The organism is Nocardia mexicana NBRC 108244 (genome assembly GCF_001613165.1).
Lineage (GTDB): Bacteria > Actinomycetota > Actinomycetes > Mycobacteriales > Mycobacteriaceae > Nocardia > Nocardia mexicana.
In genome coordinates, this window is sequence record NZ_BDBV01000074.1 from 1 (window position 1) to 20,103 (window position 20,103).

The following is a 20,103-nucleotide window of genomic DNA, read 5'->3' on the forward strand; positions in this document are numbered from 1 at the left end:
TGCCCACCGCGGGCGCGGTCGGCGCCGGGGCCGGTTGTGCCGCAACGGTTCCCGCGGCGGTGCACAGCATCGCCAGGCTAGCGGTCACCGCGATCAGATTTCGTCTACGCATCTCAGCCCTCCTGTCCTGCCGTGGCCGGGGCGACCTTCAGTTCGTTCGCCGCCGAGGTCAGCAGCTGCGGGATGTTCAGCAGCGGGCGATGCGATTCCATCTGCTGCTCGTACGGGACGCGCATGGCGGCTTCCAGTGCGGGCCAGTTGTTTTCGACCTGGTCCTTGTACTTGGGCAGCAGCTGGCCGGTGATGTAGTCCCACCGCTGGTCCAGCACCGACCAGTTCCAGTCCGGCAGCGGCAGGGTCAGCTGCATGGGCCGGCCGTTGGACCCGGTGAAAGGCACATGCACGGGACGGAATTCGCGCGGCGGCACCACGCCGGCGACGGACGGCGAACCGACCGCACCGCTGAGGTAGGTGATGGCCTCGCCGACGGGCCCCTTGTAGGCGCGCACCTCGTCCCACTGCTTGCCGATCGCCCACTGCTGTTCGCGCCGCAGCAGCGCGCCGTTGCCGTCGGCGATCCGGGCCCGGTCTCCCGAGGCGACATCGCGCCAGGCGTCCATGATGTCGTCACCGAACAGCCCTGCCCGCTGGAACTCCTCCACCGCGGGCAGCCCGCCGGTGACGTAGGCGTCGTGCATGGGCATCAGGTCGGAGAAGATGTTCTTCTGCATCACCAGGATCATCCCGAGGATCCAGTGCAGGTCCTCCGGCGTGATCTGCGGACCGGCCTGGGCCAGCGCCCGCAGTCCGCTCGGCAACATGGCCACCGCCTGCGGTCCCGCCGCCTGCTCCACCGCACCGAGCACGGTGTTCGCCGCGTCGGCGATGCCGGGCAGGTCGTAGATGCTGCCCATCAGCTCGAAGTCGATGAGGCCGCCGCCGAAATCGGCGCCCACCTGGCCGCCCATCCCGGCCCACTGCAGTTCGCGGTGGCCCAGCTGCAGATCCTCGTAGTAGCGGTAGGACTTGATCAGGTTGTCGCGGTTGGCCTGCACGCCCGCGCGCGGGTTCCAGGACTTCAGGTCGATGCCCGCCTTGCCGGTCGCATCGACCAGCCAGTACTGGTACAGCAGCGCGGCATACCGCGTGGGCGCCACACCCTCGGCCCGCGCCTGATCCAGCAGACGGCCGAGTTCGGCATGGTCATAGGGCAATTCGGGGTTGACGCCGCCCGGGCTCTGCGCGGCGTTCCGGTTGACCAGCGGGAGATCGAGATAGCGATCCACCTCGCTGCTCGCTGACGCCGGCGCCGCGGCGACGAGTCCGAGTCCTACCAGTGCCGCGAGAGCCAGGCCCGCGCCGCGCATCATTGCGCCGATCCGCATGGTTGTTTTCAGCCTTCCGCTTACGCTGTGGGGGTCGAAATAGTGACGACGACGGCTATTTGCCATCGAATAGCTGATATGTGCCGATATTCGGCCCATACCGTGCGGCGCGCGTGCTCGCACCGACGGTCTACGCCGACCGCTGGTCGACTCAATGGTTAACGAAAGATTACCAATGCTCGTTACAGCCGTTTACCTAAGTCATGGGATGATTTTGCGCCGCAGTTAAGTCGACGGACGGTGCAAATTGCCTGCAAGTAGCAGGTTTTGCTGATCCAGCGAAGGATCGCCGCACCCGTTCGCGCGACAGATATAGATGGTGCATATCACAGACCGATAACGTTTGATATAGGTAATTGCGGTGCGGGTCACATTCGCGCGGTCGTCGGCCGCCGGAGGCGCCACACACCGATCCCGAGCTGTCGAGCCGTCGCCCGGGCGGCTACCGTCGGATGCCATGCGCACCGTTCCCGGGATCGTTCTCGCGGTACTCGCGGTCACCGTGACCGCCTGCTCCGGCGGCAACCGAACCGCCGACACCTCCAGCGCCACCGCGGCGCCACCGAACTCGACCACGGCGGCGACCACCAGCGCGCAACCCGACTGCACCGCAGGGTTTCTCGCCCAGTACACCACCCGCCAGAAGCTCGCCCAACTGCTGACCGTCGGCGTCAACGGCCTCGCGGACGCCGAGAGCCTGGTGCGGTCGGAGCAGATCGGCGGGATCTTCCTCGGCAGCTGGACCGATCAGTCGCTGCTGGCCGACAAGCAGATCGACCGGGTCAAGGCGGCCGCACGCACCCCGCTGATGGTGACCATCGACGAGGAGGGCGGCCGGGTGTCGCGGCTGAGCAACCTCATCGGCGCCGCGCCGTCCGCCCGGGTCAGCGCCCAGACCGTCTCCGCGGAGGACTACTACCGCGAGAGCGTGGCGCGCGGGCGGGCCATGAAGGACCTCGGCATCACCGTGGACTTCGCACCGGACGTCGACGTCTCGAGCCAGCCCGACGACAGCGTGATCGGCGACCGGTCCTATTCCGACGATCCCGAGGTCGTCACCCGGTACGGCGACGCCTACATCCGCGCGATGCACGACGCCGGGCTGGGCGCGGTGATGAAACACTTCCCGGGCCACGGCTCGGGCTCGGGCGATTCCCACACCGGCGCGGTCCGCACGCCGCCGCTGGATCAGCTTCAGCAGGTCGATCTCGTGCCGTACCGCGCCCTGATCGGCTCGGGCGCGGGCGTGATGGTGGGCCACCTCGACGTGCCCGGCCTGACCGATCCCGGCGTGCCGGCCAGCATCAGCCCGCAGGTGATGTCGCTGCTGCGGCAGGGCAGCGGCTACGGGGCCGCGCCGTTCGACGGGCCGATCTTCACCGACGACCTGAGCGGCATGGCCGCGATCACCAGCCGGATGGGGATCGCCGACGCGGTCGCCGCGGCGCTGGAGGCCGGCGTCGACAATGCGCTGTGGATCAACTCCGACGCGGTCACCCAGGTGCTGGACCGGCTCGAGCAAGAGGTGCGCGAAGGGCGGCTGCCGCTGAAGCAGGTCGACGACTCGGTGCTACGGATGGCGCGCTACAAGGGCATCCCGATGCACTGCTGAGGCGCCGTACGCGGGCAATCCCCCGCAGTGGGGAGCGAATCGCGGGCAAGTGCCTTCCCTCGAACTTACCTTGGAGTAAGATAAGAGTTTCACCATGGTCTAGGAGAGCGGATGGCAGGCGGAACGAAACGGCTTCCTCGGGCGGTTCGTGAACAGCAGATGCTGGACGCCGCCGTGGAGGTGTTCTCGCGCAAGGGATACCACGACACCTCGATGGATGCCATCGCCGCGGAGGCAAAGATCTCCAAGCCGATGCTCTATCTGTACTACGGCTCCAAGGACGAGCTGTTTCGCGCCAGCATCCAGCGTGAGGCCGCGCGCTTCATAGAATCCGTTGCGGTGGCGGGCAACCCGAAACTGACGCCGCACGAGCAGTTGCGCGCGGGCCTCGAGGCGTTCCTGTCGTACGTGGACAACAACCGGCTGTCCTGGCAGGTGCTCTACCGGCAGGCATTGGGCCAGCAACCGTTCGCGTCCGAGATCGCCAACAGCCGCGAGCGGGTCATAGAGCTGACCGCGAAACTCCTCGAGTCCAGCGCGAAGTACGCCGAGCCCGGAACGAATTTCGACATCGTGTCGGTCGCGGTCATCGGCGCCGGGGAGGCCATCGCCGACCGGATCGCCGACGGCGAGGTGGAGGTCGCCGAGGCCGTGGATCTACTCGACAACCTGGCCTGGCGCGGCCTGGCGGGCAAGAAGAAGGCGGAGTAGCTTTCTCTCCCACTCGGTCGCGGGGCATCGTCGAGATCGGTGTTTGGGGCAGCGCGGTTCACCAGGTTCGGCGTAGGGCTTGCGAGTCCGGAAGGACGCCGCAAGCCCTGCGGAACGCAGGTCAGGAAGCCTGCGCGTCCTCGTCCTCGAACCAGTAGGTGAGGTTGTAGACCGACAGCGGGCCGGTGGGGCCGTCGAGCGTGACGTCGAATTCGCCCTCGCCACGCAGCCCGGCCAGTTCCCCGGTGCCCGAGCCCTCCACCACCGTCCACCGGCCGTGCGTCATGTTGTAGCGGTCGTGGTAGGCGGCGTCGGTGATGACGAACGACCCCTGCCGCCCGTCCACCGTGCCGACGATCCGCTCGACCCCGGTGATCGTCGTGGTCCCGTCCTTGCGGACGACGCTGACATGTGAGGCGGTACCGGTCCCGGTGACACCCCCGGAGAACTTTTCGGTCATGCCGTACCGCACCAGCGACACCCCGGACTCGTCGGCGGCGGCGACCTCGGTCTGCTGGAAGGACTCGGGCAGTACGAGATTGAATCCGCTGACCCTTGCCCGCACGGCGTAGCCGCGAGGCGCCGCACCGGCCGGTCGGATGGCCGATGCGGTGTGCCCCGGCGGCTGGGTGAAGCCGAGCGACTCCCGCTGCGGCGCGACGCCTGTCTGTTGATCGGACATGATCACTCCTGTTTCTTGTTGTGTTGCAGGGACTTCGGAATTCCGGCGAGAGGTTGCGAGGGAGCGGATCAGCTCGGCGGTCGCGACCGGCTCGCTGACGTGCGGCAGGTGTCCGCCGGGAAGTTCGCGCAGGGTGTTACCGGCGTGGTCGGCAACCCACTGCGCGGTCGTGCGCAGCAAGCCGTCGGCGGAATCGGAAGCGGCGGCGGCGAATACCGGAACCCGGGTGCCTCGCAGCCGTTCGGCCAGGATGGCGGCGTCGGGCATCGACGCCAGGAATCCGGGCAGTTCGACGGTGAAGAAGACCTCCGCATTGCCGAACATCCGCTGTCGCCGCTTCGGGGACAGCCGGTCGAAGGCGGCGCCCAGCTCCTGGCGCGCATGCGCCTCCAGCGCGCCCGACAGACCGCCCTGCCGGATCGCCGCAGCGGTGTCGTCGGACAGCTGCCGAATCACCCGCTCCGGACCGTCCAGAGCCGAGAACAGCGGCGGCTCGTGCACGATCAGCGTCCGCACCAGATCCGGTCGCCGACACAGCAGATCCAGGGCGATCACCGCGCCGACGCTGGACGCCCACACCGTCGCGGGCGCCACGCCGAGGGTGTCGATCAGCGCGGCGAGATCGGCGGATTGCTGGGGAATATCGGTACCGCGGTGGCGAGGCGCCGGGCTCCGGGAGTTTCCCCGGCGGTCGTAGGTGACGACGGTGAATTCGTCTGCGAGCAGATCGGCGACCTCGTCGTAGAAGCCGCCGTCGACCGTTCCGCCGTGCACCAGCACGAGCGCGGGCCCGGTACCGCGTCGTTCGTGGTACAGCCGCAGGTCACCCACATCGATCAGGCCCGTGGTGTCGGTTGCGTTCATCGGCGCGTATCCCTTCGCGAGCGAATTTCTAAGTGTTCCGTATGAGCGTTTGCCTAATTCAGTAAAATGCGCCTGAGTGACAGATGTCAAGAGTGGGCGCGATATGGCAAGCTGATCCCGGTGCCGAACGACGGCCGGGGAGTTGGGAGTTGGTCGATGACGTTGCGCGAACAGAAGAAGGCGGTGACCCGCTCGACCATCGAGGCCACGGGCCTGCGGCTGTTCCTCGAGCGCGGCTTCGACGAGGTCCGGGTCGAGGACATCTGCCAGGAGGTGCTCGTGCACCGCCGCACGTTCTTCCGGTACTTCGCCTCGAAGGAGGACGTGGTGCTGTCGCCGTTCCGGCGCGACCTCGTCGAGGCGGCCGATTTCCTGCCGGGCCGACCCGCCGCGGAATCGCTCTCGGAATCGCTGCGCGCCCTGTGCGACGTGATCGCGGCCCGCTTCGACAACGACAACGACGACGACCGGCAGACGAATCTCGCCCGGCTGCGGCTCATCGCCGAGGTCGAGTCGCTGGCCTCCGCGTATCTCAAGGTCCTGGCCGACTTCGAACACCTGCTCGGCGGGTTCCTTGCCGACCGATCCGACACCGACGCACGGCTCGCCGCCGCTGCGGCCGTCACCGGCTTCCGCGTCGCCCTGGAGACCTGGCGAGACACCGCGGCCGCTCGGCCCTTACGGCCGATGATCCGGCGGAATCTCGATCTCCTCACCGCCGGGATGGTCTAGGCACAACCCACCGCAACGAGGAAGAGCCGCACGCCTTTTCGGCTTCGTCGCGTATCGAATCCCCCATGCGACTCGATATGCGGCGACCTAAAAGACGTGCGGCTCTTCTCGTTCGGTCCCCCGACGGGACCGAAGTTCAGCTCAGCGCAGGGTGGCGGTCAGGTGCGGGTAGCCCTTCTTCGGGTTCTTCAGCGACAGGTCCCAGCCGCCCTCGGCCTGGTCGGCGTACACGTTGACCGTGGACGGCAGCAGGATCGGCTTGCCGAACTTCACCGAGTAGGTGGTCTGCGCCGGGACGCGGCCCTCGATGACGCCGAGAATCGCCGCGGCCGACCACATTCCGTGCGCGATCGAGCGCGGGAACCCGAAGGCCTTGGCGCTCAACGCCGACATGTGGATCGGATTGCGGTCGCCGGACGCCGCCGCGTAGCGGTGGATCATCGCCTGGTCCACGCGCAGCGTGCGCAGCGGCGGCGGGGGCACCTCGTCCGGCTTGGGCTCCGGCTTCGGCCCGCCCGACAGCGACGTGCGCTGCTGGTGCAGGAACGTGGTGACCTGCCGCCACACCTGTTCACGGCCGACGCTGATCTCGCTCACCGCGTCGACCAGCAGGCCCTTCGGATGCTCGCGCAGGTTCTCCACGTGCGTGTGGATGTCCAGCGGCTCGCTCACCGAGATCTCACGGGTGCGCTCGATCAGGTTCTCCGCGTGCACCGCACCCACCGCCACGAACGGGAAGTCGCGCGCGACGACCAGTTGCATGGCGAGCGGGAAGGTGAGTACGAACGGATAGGTCAGCGGCAGCGAATCGCCGAATCGCAGCCCGGTCGCGTGGCAGTACGCGGCGAGGTGGTCCGGGTCGACCTCGAGACCGCTCATCTCTATGGAGCGGTCGGGGATCTGCGACTTGCGCGCCGAGAGCAGCGGGACGGCCCCGAGGGCGGCCTTCAGGTAGAGGCTGCCCGTCTTGGGGGGCTCGTGCAACGAAATGGTCTGGGTCATGATGCTCCGATCAGGCGCCGATGAGGCTCTGGCCGCAGACACGGACGACATTGCCGGTCACCGCGTTCGACGCCGGGCTGGCGAAGTAGGCGATGGTCTCGGCGACGTCGACGGTCTGGCCGCCCTGCGACAGCGAGCTCATCAGCCGGCCCGCCTCGCGGGTGCCCAGCGGGATGGCGGCGGTCATGGCGGTCTCGATGAAACCGGGGGCGACGGCGTTGATGGTGACGCCCTTCTCGCCCAGCTTCGGGGCCTCGGCGTCGACCATGCCGATGACACCGGCCTTGGAGGCGCCGTAGTTGGTCTGGCCGCGGTTGCCCGCGATACCGGCGATGGAGGACACGTCGATCACGCGTCCGCCCTGCTTCAGCGCACCCTTGGACACCAGCGACTCGGTAATCCGGTGCGGCGCGGCGAGATTCACGTTCAGCACCGAGTTCCAGCGGCCCTCGTCCATGTTGGCGAGCAGCTTGTCGCGGGTGATGCCGGCGTTGTGCACGATGATGTCGATGCCGCCGAAGCGCTCGGTGGCGAACTCGGCGATCTTGTCGGCGGCGTCGGCCGCGGTGACATCCACGGCGAGCGCGGTGCCGCCGACCTTGTTCGCGGTCTCCGACAGCGCCTCACCGGCGGCCGGGATATCGGCGACGATCACCTTGGCGCCGTCGCGCGCGAACACCTCGGCGATGGTGGCGCCGATGCCGCGCGCCGCGCCGGTGACCACGGCGACCTTGCCCTCGAGCGGCTTGTCCCAGTTGATGCCCGCGACGGCGTTGTCGTCCTTGCCGACCCGGAACACCTGGCCGTCGACGAACGCCGACTTGCCGGACAGCAGGAACCGCAGCGTGGACTCCAGGCCGGTGGCCGCGGCGGCCGCCTCCGGGTGCAGGTAGACCAGGTTGGCGGTGGCGCCGCGCAGCAGCTCCTTGCCGACGCTGCGGGTGAAGCCCTCCAGCGCGCGCTGCGCGATCTGCTGCTCGACGCCCGAGGCCAGCTCCGGCGTGGTGCCGACGACCAGCACCCGGCCCGACGGCGCGATCGAGCGCATGGCCGGCTGGAAGAACTCGAACAGCTGCTCGAGCTCCTCGATGGAACCGAGGCCGGTGGCGTCGAACACCAGCGCGCCGAACTTCACGCCCGGCGTGGGGGAATCCACGAAGGTGTAGTCCGACAGCAGGTTCCGGGTGGCGTCGGCGACGCGGCCCTTGCCGCCCACCAGCACCGGGCCGGGCAGCGCGGGCTCACCCGGGGTGTAGCGACGCAGGTTCTCGGGCTTCGGCAGTCCCAGCTTGCTCGCCAGGAACGCACCGGGGGCCGAGTGAATGAACGATCCGTAGAGGTTGGGAGCGCCCTTACTCTTGCTGGCTGCCACTGTTCCTACCTTTTCTCGTGTCGAATGTGGACGTCTGCATCGACCATCGCATGCCTGCCGCCCCGAGCGTTGTTGCGCACATCTACGGGGTACGGTGTCGACAACGAACTTACTCCAGAGTAAGTTTAATGTAAACCGACAGCGTAGGGGCATCGGTGCGGAGCCGACTTTCGGCCACGCCCGAGCGCCGAACATCCGACGAGAACAAATCCGACGAGTGGAGACTCGAGTGACTACCAAAGCCCGTTCGGCGAAGGCCGCCGCTTCGAACAGCAGCGGGGCCAAGAACACCAAGCAGACCCGCCCCGTCGCGGTCCTCGGCGGCAATCGGATTCCGTTCGCCCGCTCCGACGGCAAGTACGCGCACGCCTCCAACCAGGATATGTTCACCGCCGCGCTGAACGGCCTGGTCAGCCGCTACGGCCTGCAGGGCGAGCGGCTGGGCATGGTGGTCGGCGGCGCGGTGCTCAAGCGCGTCGGCGAGCACGGCATGATCCGCGAGAGCGTGCTCGGCAGCGAGCTGTCGCCCTACACCCCGGCACACGACCTGCAGCTGGCCTGCGGCACCGGCCTGCAGTCGATCGTCACCGTCGGCGACGCGATCGCGCTGGGCCGCATCGATGCGGGCGTGGGCGGCGGCACCGACACCACCTCGGACGCGCCGATCGGCGTGAGCGAGCCCATGCGCGAGTGGATGCTCGACGCCAACCGCGCCAAGAAGAACTCCGACTACGTGAAGCTGGTCGGCCGGCTGCGTCCCTCGATGGTGGGCATCGAGATCCCGCGCAACGCCGAGCCGCGCACCGGCCTGTCGATGGGTGACCACGCCGCCATCACCGCCAAGGAGTTCGGCATCGCCCGCGAGGCGCAGGACGAGCTGGCCTACCTGTCGCACCGCAATATGGCCGCCGCCTACGACCGCGGCTTCTTCGACGACCTGATCACCCCGTTCCTGGGCCTGACCCGCGACGACAACCTGCGCCCGGGCTCGACCATCGAGAAGCTGTCGACGCTGAAGCCGGTGTTCGGCAACAAGCTCGGCGACGCGACCATGACCGCGGGCAACTCCACCCCGCTCACCGACGGCGCGTCCGCGGTGCTGCTGGGCAGCGAGGAGTGGGCCGCCGAGCGCAACCTGAAGCCGCTGGCCTACCTGGTCGACAGCGAGGTCGGCGCGGTCGACTACGTGTGGGGCCCGGACGGCCTGCTGATGGCGCCGACCTACGCGGTGCCGCGCCTGCTGGCCCGCAACGGCCTGACCCTGCAGGACTTCGACTACTACGAGATCCACGAGGCCTTCGCCTCCGTGGTGCTCGCGACCCTGCAGGCCTGGGAGTCCGACCAGTACTGCAAGGAGCGGCTCGGCCTGGACGGCGCGCTCGGCTCGATCGACCGCAGCAAGCTCAACGTCAACGGCTCCTCGCTGGCCGCGGGCCACCCCTTCGCCGCGACCGGCGGCCGCATCATCGCCTCGACCGCCAAGCAGCTGGCGGAGAAGGGCTCCGGCCGCGCCCTGATCTCCATCTGCGCCGCAGGCGGCCAGGGCGTAGTGGCAATCCTGGAGCGCTGAGTCTCGAAGGGCGGTGCCCGGTTCGTGAACCACGAACCGGGTGCCGCCCTTCTTGTACGAAAGGGCCATCCATCCGGCCTCGTGCCTGCCTCGAATCTCAGTGGTGCATTATCGTGAAATCGTGAGCGCTGAGCGTGACGAACTGAAGCGCCTGGTGGAAGAGCTTCCTGAAGACCAGGTGCCGCAGGTGCTGGCGGACGTCCGTAGGCATCTGCACGTTGCCACGGAGCGCACGTGGCCCCCTGCGTGGTTCGGCAGTGCGGAGGGGGACGGTACGGCTTACGGCGCGCGAAGCGAGGAGCTGCTGCGCGACGGCTTCGGCCACTGAAAATGATCGTTTGCGATACCGGCCCGCTGGTCGCCGCGGCATTCACGAAAGATCCCGACTACCACGCCTGCGCTGAACTTTTTACAAGCCTGCATCTGGCGAATCGGCCGATGCTCGTGCCAACTCCGGTACTTGGAGAGGTCGGCTACCTTCTCGGAAATCTGGCCGGTCCGCGAACCGAGGCCGCACTCCTCAGGTCGCTGGCGGCCGGAGATTTCACCGCGCTGGACCCGATCGGCGAGGATTACCGACGCACTGCGGAACTGGTCGAAAAGTACGCGGACCTTCCACTCGGAACGTGTGATGCGATCGTCATCGCGGTCGCGGAGCGATTGGGGATCACCGAGGTAGCAACCCTCGACCACCGGCACTTCACAGTTGTAAGACCTCGGCACGTGCAGGCGCTGACACTGTTGCCCTGACGAGGGGCCGGATTGGGACGCCGTCGAGATCGCACGGACAAGCCCGTGGGCTGATCAGCAGAGGGTGCCGCCGTTCATGGTGCCGGGGGTTGTTCCCGGGGGGCAGGCCAGTTGGCGGTTCTGCCGGTCCTGGTCGCGCTGCCACTGCTGGCGCTGCCAGTAATCGTCCTGCTCGCGGTTCCACTCATCCTGCTGTTGACGCTGCCACAGGGTCTGCGCCTGGGCATTCCACAGGATCGGGTGTGCGCCGGGGCCGCAGTCCTCGACGAACTGCTGGGTGGAGTTGGGCTCGAGGGTGTAGGTGGACCAGAAGATGCGCAGGTTGGTGCACAGCGCCTGCATGTATCCGGAGGCCGGGGCATCGTCGTCGTTGCCGCATGTCGTCACCATCCGGCTGTCCTCGGGCTGTGCGCCGCAGCCGGCCAGCCCGAAGGGACGCGCCGATGACGATCCGGCGCCCAGGGCCACGCCCGCTCCCAGAACGATCGCCGTGGCGGCGAGACATGCCGATATCGGACGTAGATTCATGGATCCCCCTCGTGTCAGTGCGGCACCGAACAGGCAGAGCCTGGCACACACGAGCGCGGCATGTCAACGGACCTTCACCTGGAATAGGCAGTGGCGCTTGAGATCTGGCTTATCAGCGCCGTACCGCGGCTCGCCCGCACTCATCCGCACACCACGTGCTGGCGGGCCAGGTCGAAGGTGCGGCGGGCGAGGTCGGAGACGCTCAGGCCGTCGCAGCCGGAGACGGCGCTGCGCAGGTGGTCGTGCAGGGGCGCGGTCCACCGGTCGGGTATCGCCTCGGCGCCCAGCAGTACCCCGGCCACGGAACCGGCCGTGGCGCCGTTGGAGTCGGTATCCCAGCCGCCCTGCACGGTGAGCGCCACGGTTCTGGTGAAATCTCCTTCGCCCCAGAGCAATCCGCACGCCACGAGGCAGGCGTTACCGATGGCGTGCACCCAGTTGTAATGCCCGTGCCGGGTGTGCACCGACTGCATCGCCGACTCCCAGTCGATGCCGCGCCGGTGGTCCTCGATCACCTGGGACAGCGCGACGGCGAGTCGGGAGCGCTCCGGAATCACCTGCTGCGCAAGGGTTATCGCGGCGGCCGGATCGGAGGCGGTGAAGGCGGCGGATACCAGCGCGGCGGCCCACATCGCCGCCCAGATCCCGTTGCCGGTATGCGAGATCGAGGCATCCCGGGCGGCCAGCGCGGCCGCCCGCACCGGGTCGTCCGGGCAGACGTAGCCGTAGATGTCGGCGCGAATCATCGCCCCGATCCATTCGCGGTAGGGATTGCGGTGCCGGGCCGTCGCCGGCGGTTGCCAGCCGTCGATGAGATTGCGGTAAGCGACCCGCTCGGCGGTGTAGGTCTGCAGGAACGGCAGGCGCGCCAGCCATTCGGTGGCGACCTCGGCGGCGGTGAACTCGGCGCCGCAGTGCTCCAGCAGGTGCAGGCCGAGGACGGTGTAGTCGAGGTCGTCGTCGCGCGGGCAGCCGTCGATGCGGCCCAGGGTGGACTCCGGCCAACTGCGCTGCAGCCGGTAGCCGTCCGGCATCGGATCGAGCACCGGCACGTAATCGGTCAGCGGATAGGCGTCGGCGCGTTCCAGATAGGAGCGAATCAGCTGCGGGGTCCAGTGGAATCCGTTTTCCAGCGGCTTACCGAGCGTGCAGCCGACACACCGGCCCAGCCAGCCTCCGAGAATGCGATCGTAGAGCCTGTTCCCCGACTGCGACGGGCTCGGAATTTGTTGCGGTGTAGCAGCTTCCCCGATTTCGTCGTACGGCCACGCCGGATCGCGCGGCGCCGATTCGACGCGATCGAGCAGCTGCCAGCACGCCGCGGGATTGGGGGTCGGGGTGTGGGTGAGATCGCGGACTTCCTCCGCGAAATCGTCGACGATATAACCTGATTCGCTCCGCTGCAGCCATTCGAAATAGAGCAGGGCGCGCGGATCCCCTTCGGGATGGCCGAAGAAGGCCGATTCGATCGGTTCCATGATCTTTCACAGGATCGTGGTGACCACCGCGACGACCTCCGACAGCAACGGCAGCGACTCGTCCCGCTGTGGCGCACGCGCCCACCAGCGTCCCTCGTGGGTGTGCCGGCCGAAGCCGGTGGGCAGGATGACGTTGCTGCGATGCGGGCCGATGTCCACGCCGTGGCGCTCCAGTTGGACGGTACATTCCAGAGAGGGATACCCATCGAAGACCGCGAGGAACGTCCGGCGGGCCGGTCGGTCGCGCACCAGCACCGGGCCCGGTATCCCGCGCACCGTCAGTTCGCCGAGAATCAGCGCGCCCAGCGGTTCGGGGGTGTTCACCGCGGCAATCGAGTCGAGCAGGGGTAGTACGACGAACCCGGGCGAGGTGACATGCACGCGCGGCAGTCCGAACAGCGACCTATACGCCTGTGCCCAATCCTGAGGAGTGGCAAGTTCTTCCAACCGCAAGATCAACCTCATTCGGTTCGATACCCGGCCCCGGCAACCGGTAACGGTCGTGGGATCTTCCAGTGAAGACCGAAAAGCGGGGCGGGATCAGTGGTTTCGGTGAATCATGCGCAAATTGTCAGATACGGCTGCATAGAGGGGTTATAGCGAACGAACGGTTTGAAATCCTTGTGCCACAAACTGTTCGGTACGAATAGGTCGGCCGCGGCGCGCAACGGACCGGTCGAACGATCACAATCCCCCCGGAAAACATCCCGCAAAAGCATCCTCGACATCCGCGTTTCGGGAGGTCCGGCGGGGTACTCTCGCTGGCATAGGCCGAGGCACCGGAACCCGGGAGGTTCGCTATGCCCTGCGACACGATGCTCATTGCCTACGACGGCTCCGAGAACGCGAAGCGGGCCGTCGAGTACGCGGGCCGGTTCCTGTCCGCGACCAGAGCGGTGGTGCTCACCGCCTGGGAGCCGATGGTGCGCCAGGCCGCGCGAATGTCGGGGCTCTCGGGGGTGATGCAACCCGAATGGCTACCCGACGAGGAGATCGAGGACGTCGCCTACGTCGACGCCAAGCACATCAACGCCGAGGGCGTCCGGCTGGCCAAGCTGTCCGGGCTCAACGCCGAGGCGCGCACCGCCGAATGCACCTCCACGATCTGGAACGCGATCGTCGACGTCGCCGACGAACTGAACGTCGACATCATCGTGGCCGGCACCCGCGGCGCCACCGGCATCCGGGCGCTGATGCATTCCAGCGTCGCCGAGGCGGTGCTCAAACACTGCCACCGCCCGATCCTGCTGGTCCCCCCGGGCAAGGACCCGGCCGACTCGCAGTAGGCGCCCCGCTCCCGCGCACCGTCCGGGGACAGGTGCCGGTGACCACAGTGAGACCTCCATCGCTTCTCCCGGGGCATCTCGGATACCGCGGACTATGGTCGAGGAGTCATGGACGGTTTCCTGCTCGCTCAGCCCGGGGGTGTGGTGCGCACCAGCGGCACCCGGCGCACCTTCGACGATGCGCGCCGAGCGGCGGAGGCACTGCACGACGGTGCCGGACTGATCGTCGGAGCGCTGGCGTTCGACCCGCGCACACCCGCGGCGCTGTGCGAACCCGAGCGAGCCGAACACACCGCGGGACCGTGGCGCCCCGCGGCGCTGCCGGAGCTGCCGCCGGTCCGGGTGATCACCGAACTACCCAGCGCCGCAGAACATATCGCGCGGGTGACGAAACTGGTCGAACAGCTGTCGGACGCCGCCCAGCCGCTGCGCAAGGTGGTGGCCGCGCGATCCCTGCTCGCCGAGGCCGAGGCCCCCTTGGACCCCACGGTGGTGGCCGGTCACCTGCTGGCCCGGCATCCGCGCGCGAACGTTTTCGCCGTGGATCTGACCCCCGCCGGGCGATCCGGCGCCACCCTGGTCGGCGCCACCCCCGAGGTGCTGGTCGCCCGCCACGGCGACGTCGTGACACTGCGCCCGCTGGCCGGTACGGCACCGCGCGATCGGGATCCGGACATCGATGCCGAGCGGTCGCGGGAACTGCTGTCCAGCACCAAGAATCGCGCCGAGCACGCCTTCGTCATCGACTGGATCCGGGAGCGGCTCGCCCCGGTGTGCCGTGAACTGGACGTCCCCGACGGGCCGGAGCTGATCAATACAACCGAGGTCTGGCACCTCGCCACGCCCATCCGCGGCCTCCTGCGCGACCCCGGCACCACCGCGCTGGACCTGGCGATGCGGCTGCACCCCACGCCCGCCGTCTGCGGCACCCCCACCGATCTGGCGCTGGAGACCATCACCGAGACGGAAGAGGATCGCGGCTTCTACGGTGGCGCGGTCGGCTGGTGCGACGCCCGCGGCGACGGCGAATGGGTGGTCGCGATCCGCTGCGCCGAGCTGTCCGCCGACGGCCGCACCATCCGCGCCTTCGGCGGCGGCGGCATCGTCGCGGCCTCCGACCCGGCCACCGAACTCGACGAGACCACGGCCAAGCTGCGCACTCTGCTCGGCGGCCTGCACTGCGAAATGCCCGGCCACTGATCACGGGCCGCCCGAACCGGCACGCGCGCCACCACGGACCGGACCCGGTCTACGCGGACACAATTCACCTTCCCGAAGCACATAGCGCCATCTGATTACGGCTTGTGTCCGGCGACGCCGGGCAGCGCCGCCGACACGTCCCGGCGGACCTCCCGGGCATCGGTCCCCGTCCCATTCACCCGCGCCCGTCGCCGCACACAGCTCGATGTTGTAGGTTGACTCGGAACACGCCTGCGTCGATGTATGGGAGTCCCGCGATGAAGTTTGCCGTCCCTGGTGCTGCGAGCGCCGTCGCCGGAGCGCTGCTCGGCGTCGTCGCCGTGTTCGTCATCACGACGGCGATGGCGCAGAACTCGCGACCCGAGGTCGACCGCAGCGGCGACGCGTCGTCGTCGCTGCTGAACAACGTTGAGTACGGCTCTCGCTGAGTCGTCGACCGTCGCTGCCCTACCCGCCGACACCGACCGCACCGCGCCGCTGGGTCGGCGCTGGTTCGCAGGCACCGTCGTCGCGGCATTCCTGCTGACCTTTCTGCAGGCACCCAGCCTGACCGTCGCCGACACCAAATACGATCTGGCGCAGAACCCACTGGGCTTCCTGGAGCGCGCCGCGCACCTGTGGAGCAGTCAGGCCCCGATGGGCCAGGTGCAGAATCAGGCCTACGGCTACTTCTTCCCGCACGGCGCCTTCTTCTCGCTCGGGCATGTACTCGGACTACCGGCGTGGGTGACCCAGCGGATCTGGTGGGCGCTGCTGATCCTGGCCGGATTCTGGGGGATCGTCCGGCTGTGCGAGGCACTCGGCATCGGCACGCGCGGCTCACGGGTCGTGGCCGCGCTCGCCTTCGCGCTGTGCCCACGCGTCCTGACCACGCTCGGGTCGATCTCCTCGGAGACACTGCCGATGATGCTGGCACCGTGGGTGCTGCTGGGCGTCATCGGATTACCGCGCTTGGTTCGGCGGGGCAGGACCGGAATCGCGCGCACCCCTGCGGGCAGCGCCCTTGCTTTGGCGCTGATGGGCGCCGTGAATGCCGTCGCCACCGTGGCCGCGTTCCTGCCCGCGCTGATCTGGTGGCTGTCGTATCGGCCGGACCGGCGGTGGTGGCGGTTCACCCTGACCTGGATCCCGCTGCTGGTCCTGGCCACCTGCTGGTGGGCGGTGCCGCTGCTGCTGCTCGGCCGGGTGAGCCCGCCGTTCCTGGACTACATCGAATCCTCCGGGGTGACCACGCAGTGGGCGTCGCTGAGCGAGGTGCTGCGCGGCACCGACAGCTGGACGCCGTTCGTGTCGCCGGAGCGCATCGCCGGTGCGGTACTGGTGACCCAGCCCGCCGCGGTCCTGGCCACCGGGCTGCTGGCCGCGGCCGGGCTGGCCGGGCTGGCCCTGCGATCCATGCCGTGCCGGGGGCGGTTCACGATCATCCTGATCGTCGGACTGGTCGGAATCTGCGCCGGCTACGTGGGCGAACTCGGCGGGCCGTTCGCCGAGCAGGTGCGGATCTTCCTGGACGCGGGCGGCGCGCCGCTGCGGAACGTGCACAAGCTGGAGCCGCTGATCCGCATCCCGCTGGTGGTCGGGCTGGCTCATCTGCTGCGCCGGGTCCCGCTGCCCGCCTCGGTGCCGATGCCGGTGTGGCGCAGGGCCTTCGCGCATCCCGAACGGGACCGGATGGTGGCCGTCGCGGCGCTGATCCTGGCCGCCCTGACCCTGTCGACCTCGCTGGCCTGGACCGGCAAGCTGGCGCCGCGCGGCGCCTACGACCAGGTCCCGTCGTACTGGCAGCAGACCGCGGACTGGTTGGCGCACAACGCCTCCGACACTCGCGCCCTCGTCGCCCCCGGTGCGCCGTTCGGCAGCCAGATCTGGGGATTGACCCGCGACGAACCGCTGCAGGCGCTGGCGCGTACCCCGTGGGCGGTGCGTGATTCGGTCCCGCTGACCCCGCCGGGCGCGATCCGGTCCCTGGATTCGGTGCAGCGCCTGATCGCCGACGGGCGGCCGTCGACCGGGCTGGCGCCGACCCTGATCGCGCAGGGCATCGGAATCCTGGTGCTGCGCAACGATCTCGACCCCGAGACCTCGCGCTCCACCCGGCCGATGCTCGCGCACCAGGCGGTCGAGGGCTCGCCGGGACTGACGAAGGTGGCCGAGTTCGGCGAGAAGGTCGAGATCGGGCGCGGCGACGGCCTCATCGCCGACGGCGATCTGCGCCCGGCCTATCCCGCGGTCGAGATCTATCGGGTCGGTGCCGCGCCGCCCGGCACGCCCGAACACATCCGCAGCGGACCGGGCGCGCCGTCGTCGTTCCCCGGCGCCTACACGGTGCCGCTCGATTCGGTACCGGTGGTGCAGGGCGGGCCCGAGGCGCTGGAACGGTTGCGGCGCACCGACGCTGCCGCCTCCGGGCCCGCGCTGCTCGCCTCCGATGCCGCGCGCGCCGGACTGCCGGGCGGCGCGATGACCGTGACCGACACCCCGATGGACCGGGAGGCCGACTTCGGCCGCGTCGACAATCACGCCTCGGCGCTGCGGGCACCGACCGATGCCCGGCGCACGCACAACCTGGTGCCCGACTACCCGGTCCCCGGCGCACCGCTGGTGGAGGGCGAATGGTCGGGCGCCACCGTGACCGCGTCCACCTCCGCCGCCGACGCGACGCAGCTCGGGGGCGCCGCGCCGGGTGGTTCCACGGCCGCGGTCGTCGACGGCGACACCTCCACGGCCTGGTTCAGCAACAGCGCCGAACATGCTGTCGGACAATGGCTTCGGCTCACCCTCGACCGCCCGATCCAGGCCGGGTCGCTGCAGGTGACGACCAGTCCAGCGGCGATCGGCGACCCGGTGAAATGGATCGAGGCGCGGACCAACAACGGCACCGTCGCGGCGCGCATCTCCGAACCCGGTGCGCCGGTGTCGGTATCGCTACCGCCCGGGCGGACCGAGTGGGTGCGGATCATGGCGACCCGCACCGAAGGCGGCACCGCCGGGGGCCAATTCGGCATCAGCGAACTGGGCTTGACCGATTACTCGAACCGGGACGCCCCGGCGCCCGTGGACATCCGGCACCGCACCGTGCTGCCGCCCGTGGCGGCCGGTACGGCGCTGCAGGGCTGGTCGCTCGGACAGGAATTCCCCGGCCGCAGTAGCTGTTTCGACGCACCCGACCGCGTGCGATGCAGTAAGGGACTGGGACTGGGCGCGGAGGAGTCGGGCACCTTCCAACGCACGCTGGACGTCCCGGCACCGATGGATGTCACACCGCAGCTGACCGTCCGCACCCGCCCGGGCCCCGCCCTCGAGTCCCTGCTGACCGATCCGGACCGGCCGATCGCCCGCGGCAAGGCCGACGTCGGCGACCTGCGCGGATCCGCCTTCGCTGCCACCGACGGCGATCCGCGCACGAGCTGGACGGCGCCGGAGGACACCGTGCGCCATCCGTCCGGCCCGAAACCGACGCTCACCATCGAACTACCGCGACCGGCCCTGGTGACCGGCCTCGAGGTGACCACTCCGCACGGCGACCTGCCCGCCCGCCCCACCTCGGTCGCGGTGAATCTCGGTGACGGACCGCAGGTTCGCGAACTCGACGACGAGGCCGAGCCCGGGGCACCGACCCGGATCGAGTTGCATCCGCGGGTGACCGACCGCATCGAACTCAGCATCAACACCTGGCGATCGGTACTGGATCGCACGGCACTGGGTTTCGCGCAGGAACAGCCGCCGGGACTGGCCGACGTCTCGGTGCTCGGCCCGGACTATCCGGCTCCCGCGGCGCCGGACCGCCCGATCACCGTCGACTGCGCGCGCGGCCCGACCGTGGCGCTGGCGGGCAAGATCGTGCACACCGCGGTGACCGCGACCGCGGCCGAACTGCGTTCCGGGGCACCGGTTCCCGCGCAGGTGTGCGGGGTGGACTCGAGTGATCCGGCGGCGCCCCAGGATGTTTCGGCCGACCCTGTGATCGGCCTGCCGAACGGCCCGGTGGATGTCACCGCCGCACCGACCGAGCTGTTCACGGTCGACCAGCTGCGCCTGAACCGCACCGACGCCACCCCGCAGCCGCTGTCGGCACCGCCCGGCACCCGGCTCCTGGTCCTCCCGCTGAGCACGAATGTGGGCTGGGAGGCGCATACGGCCGACGGCCGCGCGCTGAACCCGGTCGTGGTGGACGGCTGGGAACAGGGGTGGTTACTGCCCGCCGACGCCAAGGGCCCGGTGACCGTCGAATTCCCGGCCGACCGCTGGTACCGGCTGGGCATCTTCGGCGGGCTGCTATTGCTTGTTCCCCTTGTCGCCCTGGTGATTCCGTGGCGACGACGAGCACCGGTAGACAGCGCCTCCGAGGGGACGATGCCGACCGCCGGCGATGCCGCACCCGCAGACACAAACGGACCCGCGCGTGCACCTGAAGACGACACAGTTCGCCGGCACTCTGACGAAGCGGGGCTCGGGAGCGTTCCTCCTGCCGATCCGAAGCCCGGGGCGGGCAAGGACAATCCGCCGTCCTCGGCAAGCCGGACCGATCCGTCGACTCGCACACAACCGCAGCGGGCAGGCGGCAGCGCGATTCGGTCCCATGGCACTGATACCGGCACCGGATCATCGAATACCCCTCCGCGCACGTGGAACAGCCGTGCCTTCGGCGCGATCGGCCTCGGGCTGGCCACGTTCCTTATCGCGGGGCCGGTCGGAATCGCCGCCACGGCAGCGGGTCTCGTCGCCGCGTACTTCGGCGGTCGGATCGTTCCGCGAGTGCTGGTCGCCGTGGCGGGGATCGGTGCGGCGGCCTCGATGGCCGCGCTGTCCACCGGCCCGTGGCGGTCGCCCGAGGGCTATATGGGCGGCTCGATCTGGGCGCAGCTGCCCGCGTTGCTCGCCGTCGTCGCCGTCGGCGTCGCCGCCCTTCCGTCACGTGATCGCACCTGACC

17 protein-coding genes are annotated in these 20,103 nt (G+C 69.0%); 10 read left to right on the top strand and 7 right to left on the bottom strand.

Annotated features, from left to right (window positions below; all coding sequences use genetic code 11):
• Window positions 1-113: 113 nt before the first annotated feature.
• Window positions 114-1,385: a hypothetical protein gene (locus tag NM1_RS27585; RefSeq protein WP_114699722.1), complete on the bottom strand. Its 1,272-nt coding sequence runs from the start codon at window positions 1,383-1,385 to the stop codon at window positions 114-116.
• A 457-nt stretch (window positions 1,386-1,842) separates the two neighbouring features.
• Between NM1_RS27585 and NM1_RS27590 the strand changes: the two genes are divergently transcribed.
• The gene (locus NM1_RS27590) at window positions 1,843-2,997 is read left to right on the top strand and encodes a glycoside hydrolase family 3 N-terminal domain-containing protein (RefSeq protein ID WP_068026067.1); all 1,155 of its coding nucleotides are present in this window, start codon (window positions 1,843-1,845) and stop codon (window positions 2,995-2,997) included.
• A 111-nt stretch (window positions 2,998-3,108) separates the two neighbouring features.
• Window positions 3,109-3,708, top strand: coding sequence for a TetR/AcrR family transcriptional regulator (locus NM1_RS27595; RefSeq protein ID WP_068026070.1), 600 nt, complete (start codon window positions 3,109-3,111; stop codon window positions 3,706-3,708).
• Window positions 3,709-3,829: 121 nt separating this feature from the next.
• On the opposite strand, the gene NM1_RS27600 is transcribed toward NM1_RS27595, so the two are convergent.
• On the bottom strand, window positions 3,830-5,254 hold the full coding sequence (locus NM1_RS27600; protein ID WP_068026073.1) for an alpha/beta fold hydrolase: 1,425 nt from the start codon (window positions 5,252-5,254) through the stop codon (window positions 3,830-3,832).
• Between the two features lie 156 nt (window positions 5,255-5,410).
• On the opposite strand from NM1_RS27600, the gene NM1_RS27605 reads away from it, so the two are divergent.
• Window positions 5,411-5,986, top strand: coding sequence for a TetR family transcriptional regulator (locus tag NM1_RS27605; protein WP_068026076.1), 576 nt, complete (start codon window positions 5,411-5,413; stop codon window positions 5,984-5,986).
• Between the two features lie 141 nt (window positions 5,987-6,127).
• Here the strand turns inward: NM1_RS27605 and NM1_RS27610 are convergent, their stop codons facing one another.
• The gene (locus NM1_RS27610; RefSeq protein WP_068026079.1) at window positions 6,128-6,988 is read right to left on the bottom strand and encodes a MaoC family dehydratase; all 861 of its coding nucleotides are present in this window, start codon (window positions 6,986-6,988) and stop codon (window positions 6,128-6,130) included.
• A gap of 10 nt (window positions 6,989-6,998) precedes the next feature.
• Window positions 6,999-8,360 carry a 3-oxoacyl-ACP reductase gene (locus NM1_RS27615; protein ID WP_068026083.1) on the bottom strand — a complete coding sequence of 454 codons (1,362 nt, stop codon included), beginning with the start codon at window positions 8,358-8,360 and terminating at the stop codon, window positions 6,999-7,001.
• A gap of 229 nt (window positions 8,361-8,589) precedes the next feature.
• On the opposite strand from NM1_RS27615, the gene NM1_RS27620 reads away from it, so the two are divergent.
• The 3 genes from NM1_RS27620 (at window position 8,590) to NM1_RS27630 (ending at window position 10,680) form a co-directional block, all read left to right on the top strand.
• Window positions 8,590-9,930: an acetyl-CoA C-acetyltransferase gene (locus NM1_RS27620; protein ID WP_068026086.1), complete on the top strand. Its 1,341-nt coding sequence runs from the start codon at window positions 8,590-8,592 to the stop codon at window positions 9,928-9,930.
• A gap of 121 nt (window positions 9,931-10,051) precedes the next feature.
• Entirely contained in the window at window positions 10,052-10,258 is a 207-nt protein-coding gene (locus NM1_RS27625) for a hypothetical protein (RefSeq protein WP_068026304.1), read from the top strand.
• Between the two features lie 2 nt (window positions 10,259-10,260).
• A complete protein-coding gene (locus tag NM1_RS27630; protein ID WP_068026089.1) occupies window positions 10,261-10,680 on the top strand; it encodes a type II toxin-antitoxin system VapC family toxin in 420 nt (139 codons plus the stop codon).
• A 54-nt stretch (window positions 10,681-10,734) separates the two neighbouring features.
• Here the strand turns inward: NM1_RS27630 and NM1_RS27635 are convergent, their stop codons facing one another.
• The 3 genes from NM1_RS27635 to NM1_RS27645 form a co-directional block, all read right to left on the bottom strand.
• The gene (locus NM1_RS27635) at window positions 10,735-11,208 is read right to left on the bottom strand and encodes a hypothetical protein (RefSeq protein WP_068026092.1); all 474 of its coding nucleotides are present in this window, start codon (window positions 11,206-11,208) and stop codon (window positions 10,735-10,737) included.
• A gap of 140 nt (window positions 11,209-11,348) precedes the next feature.
• Window positions 11,349-12,686: an ADP-ribosylglycohydrolase family protein gene (locus NM1_RS27640; protein WP_084520113.1), complete on the bottom strand. Its 1,338-nt coding sequence runs from the start codon at window positions 12,684-12,686 to the stop codon at window positions 11,349-11,351.
• Window positions 12,687-12,692: 6 nt separating this feature from the next.
• Window positions 12,693-13,139, bottom strand: coding sequence for a hypothetical protein (locus tag NM1_RS27645; protein ID WP_147289063.1), 447 nt, complete (start codon window positions 13,137-13,139; stop codon window positions 12,693-12,695).
• Between the two features lie 347 nt (window positions 13,140-13,486).
• Between NM1_RS27645 and NM1_RS27650 the strand changes: the two genes are divergently transcribed.
• The 4 genes from NM1_RS27650 (at window position 13,487) to NM1_RS27660 (ending at window position 20,101) form a co-directional block, all read left to right on the top strand.
• Window positions 13,487-13,972, top strand: coding sequence for a universal stress protein (locus NM1_RS27650; protein WP_068026099.1), 486 nt, complete (start codon window positions 13,487-13,489; stop codon window positions 13,970-13,972).
• A gap of 108 nt (window positions 13,973-14,080) precedes the next feature.
• Window positions 14,081-15,172, top strand: a complete 1,092-nt coding sequence (locus tag NM1_RS27655; RefSeq protein WP_068026102.1) for an isochorismate synthase — start codon at window positions 14,081-14,083, stop codon at window positions 15,170-15,172.
• Between the two features lie 257 nt (window positions 15,173-15,429).
• Entirely contained in the window at window positions 15,430-15,600 is a 171-nt protein-coding gene (locus tag NM1_RS41545; protein ID WP_084520114.1) for a DUF2613 domain-containing protein, read from the top strand.
• Entirely contained in the window at window positions 15,581-20,101 is a 4,521-nt protein-coding gene (locus NM1_RS27660) for an alpha-(1->3)-arabinofuranosyltransferase domain-containing protein (protein ID WP_373864073.1), read from the top strand. The genes NM1_RS41545 and NM1_RS27660 overlap by 20 nt, the downstream gene beginning before the upstream one ends.
• The last annotated feature ends 2 nt before the right edge of the window (window positions 20,102-20,103 follow it).

Excerpts from the sequence above, each read along its gene's own strand:
- NM1_RS27600 (WP_068026073.1), bottom strand. The coding sequence starts at position 5,254 with ATGAACGCAACCGACACCACGGGCCTGATCGATGTGGGTGACCTGCGG.
- NM1_RS27605 (WP_068026076.1), top strand. The coding sequence starts at position 5,411 with ATGACGTTGCGCGAACAGAAGAAGGCGGTGACCCGCTCGACCATCGAG.
- NM1_RS27640 (WP_084520113.1), bottom strand. The coding sequence starts at position 12,686 with ATGGAACCGATCGAATCGGCCTTCTTCGGCCATCCCGAAGGGGATCCG.
- NM1_RS41545 (WP_084520114.1), top strand. The coding sequence starts at position 15,430 with ATGAAGTTTGCCGTCCCTGGTGCTGCGAGCGCCGTCGCCGGAGCGCTG.
- NM1_RS27610 (WP_068026079.1), bottom strand. The coding sequence starts at position 6,988 with ATGACCCAGACCATTTCGTTGCACGAGCCCCCCAAGACGGGCAGCCTC.
- NM1_RS27590 (WP_068026067.1), top strand. The coding sequence starts at position 1,843 with ATGCGCACCGTTCCCGGGATCGTTCTCGCGGTACTCGCGGTCACCGTG.
- NM1_RS27635 (WP_068026092.1), bottom strand. The coding sequence starts at position 11,208 with ATGAATCTACGTCCGATATCGGCATGTCTCGCCGCCACGGCGATCGTT.
- NM1_RS27585 (WP_114699722.1), bottom strand. The coding sequence starts at position 1,385 with ATGCGGATCGGCGCAATGATGCGCGGCGCGGGCCTGGCTCTCGCGGCA.
- NM1_RS27650 (WP_068026099.1), top strand. The coding sequence starts at position 13,487 with ATGCCCTGCGACACGATGCTCATTGCCTACGACGGCTCCGAGAACGCG.
- NM1_RS27630 (WP_068026089.1), top strand. The coding sequence starts at position 10,261 with ATGATCGTTTGCGATACCGGCCCGCTGGTCGCCGCGGCATTCACGAAA.
- NM1_RS27595 (WP_068026070.1), top strand. The coding sequence starts at position 3,109 with ATGGCAGGCGGAACGAAACGGCTTCCTCGGGCGGTTCGTGAACAGCAG.
- NM1_RS27655 (WP_068026102.1), top strand. The coding sequence starts at position 14,081 with ATGGACGGTTTCCTGCTCGCTCAGCCCGGGGGTGTGGTGCGCACCAGC.